This is a genomic window from Microbacterium sp. E-13 (genome assembly GCF_049912955.1).
GTDB lineage: Bacteria > Actinomycetota > Actinomycetes > Actinomycetales > Microbacteriaceae > Microbacterium.
Genome location: NZ_CP183973.1, coordinates 568022 through 581149, shown reverse-complemented (window position 1 = coordinate 581149; position 13128 = coordinate 568022). Strand labels below are relative to the sequence as shown.

The 13128-nt window shown below is 72.4% G+C and carries 11 protein-coding genes; 2 read left to right on the top strand and 9 right to left on the bottom strand.

The window, feature by feature from the left end:
• Positions 1-79 precede the first annotated feature (79 nt).
• The 9 genes from ACN9MP_RS02685 to ACN9MP_RS02645 form a co-directional block, all read right to left on the bottom strand.
• Positions 80-397 (bottom strand): ATP-dependent DNA ligase, encoded by a 318-nt coding sequence (locus ACN9MP_RS02685; protein WP_426323713.1) that lies wholly within the window; start codon positions 395-397, stop codon positions 80-82.
• 19 nt (positions 398-416) lie between these two features.
• Positions 417-992: a TetR family transcriptional regulator gene (locus tag ACN9MP_RS02680; protein ID WP_426323711.1), complete on the bottom strand. Its 576-nt coding sequence runs from the start codon at positions 990-992 to the stop codon at positions 417-419.
• 146 nt (positions 993-1138) lie between these two features.
• Positions 1139-3205 (bottom strand): FAD-dependent oxidoreductase, encoded by a 2067-nt coding sequence (locus ACN9MP_RS02675; RefSeq protein WP_426323709.1) that lies wholly within the window; start codon positions 3203-3205, stop codon positions 1139-1141.
• 148 nt (positions 3206-3353) lie between these two features.
• Positions 3354-4514, bottom strand: coding sequence for a cystathionine gamma-synthase (locus ACN9MP_RS02670; RefSeq protein ID WP_426323707.1), 1161 nt, complete (start codon positions 4512-4514; stop codon positions 3354-3356).
• Positions 4511-5515, bottom strand: coding sequence for a pyridoxal-phosphate dependent enzyme (locus ACN9MP_RS02665; protein WP_426323706.1), 1005 nt, complete (start codon positions 5513-5515; stop codon positions 4511-4513). Before ACN9MP_RS02665 ends, ACN9MP_RS02670 begins: the two co-directional genes overlap by 4 nt.
• Before the next feature lie 215 nt (positions 5516-5730).
• Positions 5731-6591: a sulfurtransferase gene (locus ACN9MP_RS02660; RefSeq protein WP_426323704.1), complete on the bottom strand. Its 861-nt coding sequence runs from the start codon at positions 6589-6591 to the stop codon at positions 5731-5733.
• A 169-nt stretch (positions 6592-6760) separates the two neighbouring features.
• Complete coding sequence (locus tag ACN9MP_RS02655; protein ID WP_426323703.1) at positions 6761-8884, bottom strand: DEAD/DEAH box helicase; 2124 nt, start codon at positions 8882-8884, stop codon at positions 6761-6763.
• Positions 8885-9298: 414 nt separating this feature from the next.
• On the bottom strand, positions 9299-10375 hold the full coding sequence (locus tag ACN9MP_RS02650) for an FUSC family protein (RefSeq protein ID WP_426323701.1): 1077 nt from the start codon (positions 10373-10375) through the stop codon (positions 9299-9301).
• An 11-nt stretch (positions 10376-10386) separates the two neighbouring features.
• Positions 10387-11010 carry a TetR/AcrR family transcriptional regulator gene (locus ACN9MP_RS02645; RefSeq protein WP_426323700.1) on the bottom strand — a complete coding sequence of 208 codons (624 nt, stop codon included), beginning with the start codon at positions 11008-11010 and terminating at the stop codon, positions 10387-10389.
• Positions 11011-11140: 130 nt separating this feature from the next.
• On the opposite strand from ACN9MP_RS02645, the gene ACN9MP_RS02640 reads away from it, so the two are divergent.
• The gene (locus ACN9MP_RS02640; RefSeq protein WP_426323698.1) at positions 11141-11959 is read left to right on the top strand and encodes a sugar phosphate isomerase/epimerase family protein; all 819 of its coding nucleotides are present in this window, start codon (positions 11141-11143) and stop codon (positions 11957-11959) included.
• Positions 11959-13086, top strand: a complete 1128-nt coding sequence (locus ACN9MP_RS02635; protein WP_426323696.1) for a Gfo/Idh/MocA family protein — start codon at positions 11959-11961, stop codon at positions 13084-13086. Before ACN9MP_RS02640 ends, ACN9MP_RS02635 begins: the two co-directional genes overlap by 1 nt.
• The last annotated feature ends 42 nt before the right edge of the window (positions 13087-13128 follow it).

The window sequence follows — 13128 nt, the reverse complement described above, 5'->3', positions numbered from 1 at the left end:
GTGGAGGTCGAGAGCCTCGATGTCGACCGCCTGACCGTGGCGGGCCAGGACGTGACTCCCCGCGAGAACCCTTCCTAGGTCACGCCTCCTGCGGCGGTTCCTCCTCGGAGGGCTCCGGGAGGATCGACAGCCCGGCCGGCCCGCTCGCCGCGAGCATCAGCTCCTCCACCCAGGTCCGGTTGATCCGCGGCTGGCGGCTGCCGAAGAAGTGGAACTGGATCGGCACCGACGGATGGATCCAGAAGCTGCGGCGCCCGCTGCCGTCGCCGACCTCGACGTCGAACATGAACGGCTCGGCGCGGCGCAGCTTGTTCATCATCACGATGCGGAGATGCGCCAGCGTGCGGTCGTCGATGTCGACCGCGTTGGCATTCGTGTCGTAAATGAACCTGCCCATGGCAGGAGCATAATGCGCGTCAGCGGGGGGCGAATGCAGCCGAGAAGAGCGCGCGGGCGCGCCGCGCGACGTCGGGTCGCACGGCGGGATCGGCGCGCGCCAGCTCGGTCGCCAGCATCCCGGTCGCCAGTGTCACGTCGTCGGTCTCGATGTGCCGGCCGACCCGCCCCGCCGCCCGGTCGCGAGCGACCAGCCGATCGACGAGATCGCGGAACCGCTCGCCCATCAGGGCGACCCGCGCATCCGAGAGGTCGGCGGTCACCAGCTCGATGAACGCCGTCGACACCATCGCCTGATCGACGACCCGGTCCAGCAGATCGTCGATCGTGCGGTCGGAGCCGGAGGTGTACTCCTCGAGCTCGCGCACGTTGTCTTCGAACACGGCCACCGCGAGCGCGGTGCGGTCGGGGAAGTGGCGGTAGAGGCTGCCCTGGCCGACGCCCGCGCGCTTCGCGACGGCGCTGAAGGGCGCGGCCAAGCCGCCTTCGGCATAGACCTCGCGGGCCGCCGCGATGAGGGCGCGACGATTGTCGGCCGCGGCGGCGGGGCCTCGGTTATGGCGGGGATTCGCACGGGGGGATGCGGTGCTCGGCACGGGTCAAGCCTATCGGCGAGCGGCGGCCGGCTCAGAAGGGCCAGACCAGCGGAACGTAGAAGACCGCCACGGCCAGGAAGAACAGCACGAGCGGCAGCCCGAGCTTCCAGTAGCGTCGCCACCGCCCCTGCCCGCCCGGGCGGGCGTCAGCCGCGGAGGGTCGCCAGGCCCGCCACGTCGTACGCGAGCTCGACGGCCTCGAAGACGGCGGCGTCGATCGTGCGCGGTGCGAAGGCATCGCCGATCACGACGATGCGGGATGCGGCGGATGCTGCGCCCGCGGCCGCCGTCGATGAACCGGCGTTCTCGAGACCGGGCAGCCCGACCGACGCGCGCGGCTCGATCGCCACGACGGCGTCGATGTCCCGGATCGTCTCGGCGACCCCCGTCACGGCGTCGCGGACGGTGAGGGTGGCGGGATCCAGGCCGTCCACGCGATGCCCGGCGCGACGGCGGAAGCCGCCGTGCGCGCCCAGACGCTCGAGGAGGAGCGGCCGGTCGTACCCGGCGCCGATGTGGGGGAACACGGTCTCGAACGGCGTGATGAGTTCGAGCTCGTCGACGCGCTCGAGCAGGGTCAGCACGACGCCGGCGGCGTACGCGGTGCCGTCGGTGTCGACGACGGCGATCCGGCGTCCGAGCGGCGCCGCGGCCACGGGCGCCACCGCGGTGAAGGCGTCGGTCGTCCCCTCCGCGGGGAAGCCGCCCGCGTACGCGCCGCCGAGCGCGAGCGATGTCGTGGCGGGGGCCACCGCCCCGGTGGCGACGACGATCCCGTCGGCCCGCCCGGCGCGGAGCGACTGCGCCGTCGCCTCGACTCCGAGGCGCACCTCGACACCCGCGGCGGCGAGGTCGCGTACGAGGTCGTCGACGAGCAGGCCCACGCTCTCCCGTCCCGGCACCCGGCGGGCCAGTCGCAGCTGCCCGCCGAGTTCGCCCGACCGCTCCAGCAGCGTCACCGCGTGTCCGTCCGTCGCCAGCTCGACGGCGGCGCGCATGCCCGCCGGTCCGCCGCCGACGACGATCCACCGCTGCGGGCTGTCCGTGCGCGGGCGCTCGCCCCGCTCCAGCTCGCGGCCCGCGAGGGGGTTGACCGTGCACGACATGGCCAGTCCGCGGCTGCCGCGGCCGAGGCATCCCTGATTCAGGCGGATGCAGTGACGGATGCCGCGCTCCCGCGCGTCGACGGGATCCCGTCCCAGCAGCTTGCGTCCCAGATCGGGGTCGGCGATCTGCGCACGGGTGAGGGCGACCATGTCGGCGATGCCGGAGGCCACCACCTCTCCGGCCTCCTCGACCGAGAGCGCCGCGCCGACGCCGAACACCGGCACGTCGGGATTCGCGGCCTTGACCTCCGCGACGTCGTCGCGCAGCCACGCGTACGGCATGGGCGACGACGGGAAGACGTAGTGCACGTTGTGATAGCCGCCGGCCGCGAGGTCGAGGAAGTCGATGCGCGCCTCGACGCGGAGTCGCGCGATGAGCTCGCGCATGCCGGCGCCGTCGATGCCGTCGGGGTGGAACTCGTTCGCGACGATGCGGATGCCGACGGTGAAGTCGTCGCCGACGCGCGCCCGCACCGCGCGGAGCACCTCGCGCGGGAAGCGCGTGCGGCCCTCGAGGTCTCCGCCGTAGGCGTCGGTGCGCGCGTTGTACAGCGGCGAGAGGAACTGGTGCAGCAGGTATCCGTGGGCCATGTGGATCTCGACGCCGTCGAACCCGCCGTCCCGCGCGTGCTCGGCCGACAGTGCCCAGCCCTCGACGAACGCCGCGATGTCGGCGTGGTCCATCTCGCGCGTCGCGTGCCCGGTCGACGGCGAGATGAGCCGCGAGGGCGCGTAGACCGAGCGCGGGCCGTCGGGTCCGTCGGGCTGCGCCTGCGCACCGTGGTGGTTGAGCTGTACGAAGACCTTCGAGCCCGCCTCGTGGACGGCATCCGTCATCCGCCTCGAGGCGGCGACCCCCTCCGCGCGATAGGCGTCCTCGAAGCCTCGGATCGACCCGGTCGGATGCACGAAATGGTTGCCGGCGACGAAGAGCCCGCAGCCGCCGCGCGCACGGCGCACGTAGTATGCGGTCTCCCGGTCGGACTCGACGCGATCGGAGTACTGCTTCGAGTGCGCCGTCTGCATGATGCGGTTCGGCACCGTGACCGCCCCGATGCGCAGCGGCTGCGCCAGGACGGACGGACGGATGCTGGAGCGCGCGGTCATGCCTTCGAGCCTATGACTCCGCTCCCGCCCGGGTCCGGCCCGCCCCTCGCACTGCTCGCCTGTCACAGAGCGCTCCCCACGACGACACAATGCGTCAGGCGAGCAGAAGTGGAAAGGGGCGCGAGGGCGTCAGAGCCGAGCGAGAGCGTCAGAGCCGAGCGAGAGCGTCGTCGAGGTCGGCGATGAGGTCGGCGGCGGACTCGATGCCGACCGAGAGGCGCACGACCTCCGGCGGAACAGCCAGTTCGGTGCCGCGCACCGAGGCATGCGTCATCTCGTCGGGGTAGTTCATCAGCGACTCGACGCCGCCGAGCGACTCCGCCAGCTGGAACAGCCGTGTCGACTCGGCGAAGCGACGTGCGGCCGCGGCATCCGTCAACGCGACCGACACGATCCCGCCGAAGCCGCTCATCTGCGTCGCCGCGAGCTCGTGACCGGGGTGCGAGGCGAGACCCGGGTAGTAGACCCGCGCGACGCGGTCGTGTGCGTCGAGGAACCCGGCGACGGCCTGCGCGTTCTCGCTGTGGCGCTGCATGCGGAGTGCCAGGGTCTTGATGCCGCGCGTGGTCAGCCACGCGTCCAGCGGGCCCGACACGGCGCCGACCGCGAACTGCAGGAACTTCAGCTGCGCGTGGAGCGCGTCGTCGTTGAGCACCAGCGCGCCGCCGACCACGTCGGAGTGGCCGCCGAGGTACTTCGTGGTCGAGTGCACGACGACGTCGGCACCGAGCGCGAGCGGCTGCTGCAGCGCCGGCGAGGCGAACGTGTTGTCGACCACGACCAGCGCACCGGCGTCGTGCCCGAGGCGGGCCAGCCCCGCGATATCGGTGATGCGCAGCAGCGGGTTGCTCGGCGTCTCGACCCACAGAACGCGTGCGTGCCGCTCCTCGAGCGCCGCGCGCACGGCGCCGAGGTCGCTCATGTCGACCACGCGAACCCCGATGCCCCACCCGCTCAGCACCCGGGCGATGAGGCGATACGTGCCGCCGTAGACGTCGTTGCCGAGCAGCACCTCGTCGCCCGGCTTCAGCGCAGCACGCAGGAGCGCGTCCTCCGCGGCGAGCCCCGAGGCGAACGAGAGCGCGTGAGCTCCGCCCTCGAGCGCCGCGAGCTGCGTCTCGAGCGCGGTCCGGGTCGGGTTGCCGCTGCGGCCGTACTCGTAGCCCTGGCGCAGCCCGCCGATCCCGTCCTGCGCGTACGTCGTCGAGAAGTGCACCGGCGGGATCACGGCTCCCGTGGTCGGATCGAACGCCTGCCCGGCGTGCACCGCCCGGGTCTCGAATCCGCGGTCGCTCGTGGCGTCGGTCATGCAGGTGCTCCTTCAGTGGGGTTCGTTTCGTCTCGCTCCGCTCGCTCGACGACCGGGGAAGACGGGACGTCGAGGCCGTGGGCGCGCATCCAGTCGTCGTCGTAGAACCTGTTGAGGTATCCGCGCCCGTGGTCGGGGAGCAGCACCACGACGACGGCGTCGGAGGGCAGATCGCGCGCCGTGCGCAGGGCGGCGACGACCGCCATGCCGCTCGATCCGCCCACCAGCAGGCCCTCCTCGCGTGCGAGCCGGCGCGTCATCGCGAACGATTCGGCGTCCGGGATGCGGTGGATCTCGTCGGGCACCGCCGGGTCGTAGCTCGCCGGCCAGAAGTCCTCGCCGACCCCTTCGACGAGGTAGCCGTGGATCGGCCCGCCGGAGTAGATCGACCCCTCGGGATCGGCGCCGACCACACGCACGGCGCCGTTCGAGACCTCGTGGAGGTAGCGCCCGGTGCCCGTGATGGTGCCGCCGGTGCCGATGCCGGCGACGAAGTGGGTCACCCGGCCGTTGGTGTCGCGCCAGATCTCCGGACCCGTCGTCTCGTAATGGCTCAGAGGGCCGTTCGGGTTCGCGAACTGGTTCGGCTTGAACGCGCCCGGGATCTCGCCGACGAGCCGGTCCGCGACGCTGTAGTACGAGCGGGGGTCCTCCGGTGGCACGCTCGTCTCGGTCACCACGACTTCCGCCCCGTAGGCCCGCAGCACGTCGACCTTCGGCCCGTCGAACTTGTCGGGCACGACGAAGATCATGCGATAGCCGCGCTGGATGGCCACGAGCGCGAGGCCGACGCCGGTGTTGCCGCTGGTCGGCTCCACGATCGTGCCGCCGGGCAGCAGCTGCCCGTCACGCTCGGCGGCGTCGATGATGAGGCGGGCGATGCGGTCCTTCGCCGAGCCGCCGGGATTGAAGTACTCGACCTTGGCGAGCACCGTGGCGGCGATGCCGTCGGTGACGCGGGTCAGCTGGACGAGGGGGGTGTCGCCGACGAGGTCGGCCACGCTCTGGGCGTAACGCACGATGTGTCCTGGTGTGTTGCCGCGCGGCTGCGCGGGTCGTGGTCGGGGTCGCGGGAGTCTGCGTGAAGCGACGGCTTCAACAGCAGGGGCGACAACACCGACAGGTCAACACGGACGCAAGTCTAGACGGAAGCGAGGGACGGCGTCGAGCGATGGCGGCGGCGGGCCGCGGCGTCCGACTCGTCCGACGCCACCCTTCACACCGGGATGACGTCCAGCGACGGGGCCGGGCCGACGGCGGCGAGCCGGCCGCGCGTGCGCGACCACTGGCTCCACGAGCCCGGGTAGACGACGACGTCGATGCCGGCGAGCGCGCCGGCCAGCGCTGTGTGCGTCGCGGCGATGCCGGACCCGCAGTAAGCGGCGACCGAGACGCCGTCCCGCACGCCCGCCGCGGCGAACGCGGCCCGGATCTCGTCGGCCGGGCGGAACCTCCCGGCCGTGAGATGCACGGTCGTCGGAAGGTTCACCGCACCCGGGATGTGCCCGCCGATCGGATCGAGCGGCTCCGCGTCGCCGCGGTATCGCTCCGGCGCCCTCACGTCGAGCAGAAGTCCATGGTCGGGCCACTCCTCGACCCCGTCGATGTCGGCGACGCCCTCGGTGATCTCGTCGAGCACCACGTCGCCGGGGGGCCGGGGCAGCACGTCGCCGGTGTCGAGTGGAAGCCGTTCCGCCAGCCACCCCCTCAGTCCGCCGTCGAGCACGCGCACGTCGGTCAGGCCTGATCGCGTCAGCACCCACCAGGCACGTGCGGCGGCGACCGAGTGCACGTCGTCGTACGCCACGACGGTGTCGCCGTTGCGGATGCCCCACCTGCGCGCCGCTGCCTGCAGCTGCTCGCGCGGGGGAAGCGGATGCCGCCCCTCCCGCGGATCGCCTCGACGGGCCAGCTCATGGTCGAGGTCGACGTACACCGCGCCGGGCAGGTGCCCCTCGAGGTATGCCGGACGCCCTTCGGGCTGGTCGAGCCGCCAGCGCACGTCGAGGATCCTCGGCGGGGTGCCGCCTCTGATCAGGTCGGCGAGCTCGGCCGGGGAGATGAGTGGGGAAGGCATGGTGTCATGCTCGCCCGCGCGCGGGGGCGTTGAAACGTTGTGACGACACATGCCGCGACACGGCGACACGGTACGTCACACGAGGTCATCGGGAGAGCTGGACGACGGATGCTGCGCCCAGCGCGTCAGCCGCGGAGGGCGAGGGCGTCAGCCGCGGAGGGTGAGGGCGTCAGCCGCGGAGGGCGAGGGCGAACGGGAGCACCGCCGTGGCGCCCGCGCGGCGCAGCTCGCGGGCGGCGACGGTGAGCGTCCAGCCGCTGTCGACCCGGTCGTCCACGAGGAGGATCGGCCCGGCGGGGATGTCGATGCCCTCAGCTGAGAACCGGTTCCAGACGCCGGCGAGGCGGAACGCGCTGTTGCCGCCGGGCTGACCGGTGGGTCCGCCGTCTACGAGGTCGAGCGAGCCGAGGAACGGCAGGCGCCCGATTCCGGCGATTCCGCGGGCGAGGGAGTCGACGAGCTGCGGTTTTGCCCGCGAGGGCATCGCGACGACCGCGACCGGGCGCTCCGTCCAGTCCCACTCGGCCAGCACGCGCACGCACGCGCCGAGGATGTTCTCGGGCACCGGGGCATCGGCTCCTCCGGCGGCGAACAGATTCCGCAGGGCGCCGCCCCAGCCCAGGTCGGTCAGGCGCGCGAGCGCGCGACCCTCAGTGGCCTGCTCGTCCGTGGGGATGCGTCCTCTGACCGGCACGCCGAGCCGATCGGCGCCCGTGGGCCACTGGCGCCGCGGTTCGATCGGCACCCCGACCCTGTCGAGGGCGGCGGTCGCAGCATCCGTCGCTCCGGCGCTGATCTCGGTCGCGAACCACGGCCCGGCGCAGTTGTCGCATCGCCCGCAGGCGGCGGCGGTGGGGTCGTCGAGCGCGTGCTGCAGGAACTCCATGCGGCAGCCCGCCGTCTCTTCGTACTCGATCATGTGCTGCTGCTCGGCGACGCGCTCGGCGGCGATGCGGCGGTAGCGTTCTTCGTCGTACACCCATGGCTGGCCGGTCGCGATCCAGCCGCCGCGCACGCGCTCCACGGCGCCGTCGACGTCGAGCACCTTCAGCAGCAGCTCGAGCGGGGTGCGCCGGATGTCGACCACCGCCTCGAGCGCCGGCGTCGACAGGGGTCCGGCCGCAGCCGACAGCGCGCCGAGAACCCGCTCCGCCCGCTCGCGATCGGGCATCGACGCGGTGGCGAAGTAGTGCCAGATCTCGCGGTCTTCTGTGCCGGGCAGGAGCAGCACGTCGGCCGACGCGGTGGCCCGGCCGGCGCGACCCACCTGCTGGTAGTACGACACGGGCGACGACGGCGCGCCCAGATGCACGACGAAGCCGAGGTCGGGCTTGTCGAACCCCATGCCGAGGGCGCTGGTCGCCACGAGCGCTTTCACCTGGTTGTTCTTGAGCAGCGCCTCGGACTCCTCGCGCTCGTCGGCATCGGTCTGACCGGTGTAGGCGCGCACCTCGTAGCCCCGCTCGCGCAGCAGCCGCGCCGTGTCGTTCGCCGCCGCGACCGTGAGCGCGTAGATGATGCCCGAGCCGGGGAGGTCGCCGAGGTGACTGATGAGCCAGGCGAGCCGACTGGGCGAGTCGGGCAGGCGCAGCACGCCGAGTCGCAGCGAGGCGCGGGCGAGCGGCCCGCGGATGGTCAGCACACCCGGCGACGCGACATCCGCTTCGGCAGTTCCGGCGTCGAGCTGCTCGGCGACGTCGGCCACCACCCGGCTGTTGGCGGTGGCGGTCGTGGCGAGCACGGGCACTCCTTCCGGCATGCGGGCGATGAGATCGCGCAGGCGCCGGTAGTCGGGGCGGAAGTCATGACCCCAGTCGCTGATGCAGTGCGCCTCGTCGACGACCAGAAGCCCGATGCGGGCGACCAGCTGGGGGAGCTGCTCGTCGCGGAACGACGGGTTGTTGAGCCGCTCGGGCGATACCAGCAGCACGTCGACCTCGTCGCGTTCGAGTCGCGCGAGCACGTCTGTCCATTCGTGCGCATTCGTCGAGTCGATCTTGACCGCGCGCACTCCGGCGCGCGCGGCCGCCGCGATCTGATCGCGCATGAGGGCCAGCAGCGGCGAGACGAGCACGGTCGGCCCTGCACCCCGCCGGCGCAGCAGCAGGGTGGCGACGAAGTAGACCGCCGACTTTCCCCAGCCGGTGCGCTGTACGACGAGCGCACGTCGGCGGTCGTCGACGAGCGCCTCGATCGCCTCGAACTGCCCATCGTGGAAGTCGGCGTCGTCGCGCCCGACGAGCGCGCGCAGCACCTCGAGGGCTTCGGTGCGGGTCACGGTCGTCGCTGTCACGCGTTCCACCCTGCCTCATGCCCCCGACACGGCTGCCGGCGACGTCGGCCTGCTGTGCACAACTCTCCTCGCGACGCTGAGTTGAAACGCCTGTGGAGGAAGGGTGCTCGACAGGTGCCCTTCCCGCCGGCGGACATGCACCGAAAAGGCCGATGAACTTCCGGTTCACACAGCCTCGGGACGTCGAGTGCGGCGACTTGCGGGTCGCCACACCGCCGTCTGAGCCGTGTGAACCGGAAGTTCATCGCCCGGATGAGAGCATGTCCGCGCACCAGCCCGCACGAACCGCGACCAGCCGCGCACCGGCCGCGCCCCAGCCGCGCACCGGGCGCGCCCCAGCCGCGCACCAGCCCAGCCCCCCCCCACGCGGCCCCGCGCCGCACCCGGATCGAGCGCCGAACGTCATCCGAGGCATCACGCCCGCTTCGCCAGAGCACCTTCGGAGTCCTCGCGGGGGTGGAGCACTCCGCTCAGCGCGCCGAGCGCAGCCCCGGCGAGCGTGTCCACCACGCGCTCGGTCGCGACGGCCACCGAGTCGACGTCGCCGGTGGCGGCGCCGGTGAGCAGCAGCACGAGCGGCGTGATGAACACGAGGGCCAGCGCGTAGTTGCGCACCACGACGAGCTCGATCGTGAACTGCAGCACGGCGAGCAGGAGAGCGAGCCAGAGCGCGTCGACGGGCAGGGGCGCGAGCAGGAGGTAGACGCCCGCGCCGAGGATGGTGCCGATCATCCGGTGCAGACCCCGGCTGAACGCGGCCCGGCGGTCGGCCACGACGCCCACCACCGCGACGGCGGCGCCGACGATCCAGTAGGCCCGGTCGGGGTCCAGCAAGAGCGCCAGCGCGATGCCCACGACCGTCACGATCGCGACGCGGAGCACGAGCAGGCGCTCACCCGCGCCGAACGCGGGACCCGGCAGCACCTCGCGGAGTGGCCGGGCGGCGACCCGGCGTCTGCTCGGCAGCACCAGCGGCGCCAGCGACACGAGCGCCGCGAACAGGATGCCGCAGGCCACCGCGGTGACATAGGTGGCGGCATCCGCCCCCGACGCCACGATGTGCGCCGACAGTCCGTAGAGGAGCACCGGAAAGAGCGGTCCGGGCGGGCCGAGCGCGAAGCCGAACATCGCCGCTGCGCCACCGATCGCAACGACGGCCAGCCCGATGAGAGTCGCCACCTGCGACGGGCCGGCGAGGGCGCCGAGGACCGCCGCGACGAGCAGCCCGCCCGCCATGAACGGCACGACGCGCACGCGCTCGACCACCGGCAGGTGCGTGCCGTACAGCGCGACGAACGCGCCGGTCGCCGCCTGGAAGCCGAGGTCGGGTCGGCCGAGCAGCGTCATCACCGCGATCGGCGCCGCCATGGCGATGGCGGCACGCAGGCCGATCGGCCAGCGCGGAGCCGGCGCGGGCGACAGCCGGAAGAGGCTCGTGACGGCGTGGTTCAGCTCCGCCACGAACCGGCGGCCGGCGCTCCTGCGAGGCATCCGTCCCCCACTCAGGCCGACGGGCGGCCGGCGGCCGGATTGCTGAGGAGCTGGTCGAGCAGGCTCAGCGCGGCGTCCTGCGGCGCGTCGGCGTCGAGCAGCCACTGCGTCTGAAGACCGTCGGATGCGGCGACCACCAGTGCGGCGACGGCCACGGGGTCGACGTCGGCCCGGATGCGACCCGCGCTCTGGTTGTGCCGCACGCGCTCGGCGATCTCCGAGCGCACCCGCGCGAACCGCTCGGTGGCGAACCGGCGGGCGGCCGGATGCCCCTCCTCGAGCGCCGACGCCACGAGCGTCGAGTATAGCTGCACGAGCCCCTGCACCTCGTGGTTCGCGTCGCTCCACCGGCGCACCAGCTCGGTGGGCGTGACGTCGAGGGGAACGGGAACCCCGTCGCCGCCCCGACGCTCGGACTCGCGATACACCTCGACGAGCAGCTCCTCGAGCGACCCGAAGTAGTGCGTGAGCGCCGCGTGCGTGACCCCGACCTCCTCGGCGATCGCGCGCAGACTGGTGCGGTCCGAGCCGCGCCGCGCGAAGACCTCGATGGCACGATCGAGGATCTCCTGCCGACGGGCGACGCCCTTGGCGTACGACCCGCGCACGGCCGGCTGGCGCTCCCCGTCTGGCATGCGTCCATGCTATCCGCACCAAAACCTCCATCTGGAGGTTTTGGTGGTAGCGTAATCGCGTCGACGGCGACCCCGCGCGTCGAGATCACCCCCGACACCTGTCGGAACAGACAACGAAGGAGCGCGACCGATGCCGGTCCAGACATCCATCCAGCTGTTCACCGTCAAGGACGCGCTCGAGGCCGACCTCGAGGGCACCCTCGCCGAGCTCGCCGCACGCGGCTTCACCGCGGTCGAGCCCTACGACTTCGTCCGGCGCGCCGAGCCCCTCGCCGCCGCTCTGAAGGCAGCCGGCATCGCCGCCCCGACCGGTCACGCCTTCCTGGCGTCGACGTCGTTCGTGAACCCCGACGGCACGACGACCACGCGTCCGGTTCCCGCGCCCGAGGCGGTCTTCGACGCCGCCGACCTCCTGGGCATGACGACCGTCATCGAGCCGTATACGGACCCCGCCCTCTGGCAGAGCCGGGAGCACATCGCCGACATCGCCCAGCAGCTCAACGCCGCCGCCGAGATCGGCGCGGGGCGCGGCATCCGCGTCGGCTACCACAACCACGCCCACGAGCTCGAGGCGACCTTCGACGGCAAGACCGGACTCGAGGTGCTGGCCGACCTGCTCGACCCGCGTGTCGTTCTCGAAGTCGACCTGTACTGGGTCGCCCGCGCCGGCGTCGACTCGCCCGCACTGCTGCGCACCCTCGGCGACCGCGTCGTGGCGTTGCACGTGAAGGACGGCACGCTCGACCCCGAGGCTGTCGCCGCCTACCCACCGGCCGACCAGGTCCCGGCCGGTCAGGGGGTCGTTCCGCTCCGGGAGGCCATCGCCGCCGCATCCGCCCTCGAGGTGGCCATCGTCGAGTTCGACCACTTCCCGGGCGACCTCTTCGACGCCGTCGAGCAGAGCCGCGGCTACCTCGACGAGACGCTCGGCGCGAAGGTGGCCGGCTGATGGCGGCGTCCAGCGGAGCGGTCGGCGTCGGCATCATCGGCGCCGGCAACATCAGCGACCAGTACCTGACGAATCTGACGACGTTCCCCGACGTGCGGGTGCTCGCGATCGGCGACGTGCTCGAAGAGCGCGCGAAGGCGCAGGCGGAGAAGTACGGCGTGCCGCGCGCCGGCGGCGTGGACGTCGTGCTGAACGACCCCGATGTCGACATCGTCGTGAACCTCACCATCCCCGCGGTGCACGTCGAGGTGTCCGAGGCGATCATCGCCGCCGGCAAGCACGTCTGGACCGAGAAGCCGATCGGCATCGACCGCGAGGAGTCGCAGCGACTGCTCCAGACGGCGGATGCCGCGGGCCTGCGCGTCGGCGTCGCCCCCGACACCGTGCTCGGCCCGGGTGTGCAGACGGCGAAGCGCGCGATCGCGCGCGGCGACATCGGACGCCCGCTGTTCGCGACGACGACGTTCCAGTGGCAGGGTCCCGAGCTCTGGCACCCCAACCCCGCGTTCCTGTACGCCAAGGGCGCCGGTCCGCTCCTCGACATGGGCCCCTACTACGTCTCGACGCTCCTGCACGTGTTCGGCCCGGTCGCGTCGGTCGCAGCGCTGGGGCTCCAGGGCGTGCCGACCCGCACCGTGAAGTCCGGGGAGCTCGCCGGTCAGGAGTTCCCGGTCGAGATCCCGTCGACGCTGTCGGTGCTGATGGACTTCGAGCAGGGCGGTCAGGCGCAGAGCCTGTACAGCACCGACTCGCCGCTCAAGCGTCACGGCATCGTCGAGATCAGCGGCACCGAGGGCACGATCGTGATCCCCGACCCGAACACGTTCGGCGGCGAGATCTCGATCGTCCGGCCGCTCAGCGACGCATCGGTGGCCGACCAGGAGGTCGTTCAGGTGCCGCAGGAGGGCGTGGTCACCGGCCGCGGGCTCGGCCTGCTCGACATGGCGCGGTCGATTCGCGACGGCCGTCCCCACATCGCCACCGGAGAGTTCGGCTACCACGTGCTCGACACGCTGCTGTCGATCGAGGAGGCCGCGACCTCGCGCACCTACGTCACCGTCGAGAGCACGCTCGGCGAGGTCGGCGCGCTCCCCGCGGACTTCGACCCGCTGCAGGCGACGCTCTGACGCCAGGCTGCTCAGACAGAACGGATGCCGCGGGCAGAGGCC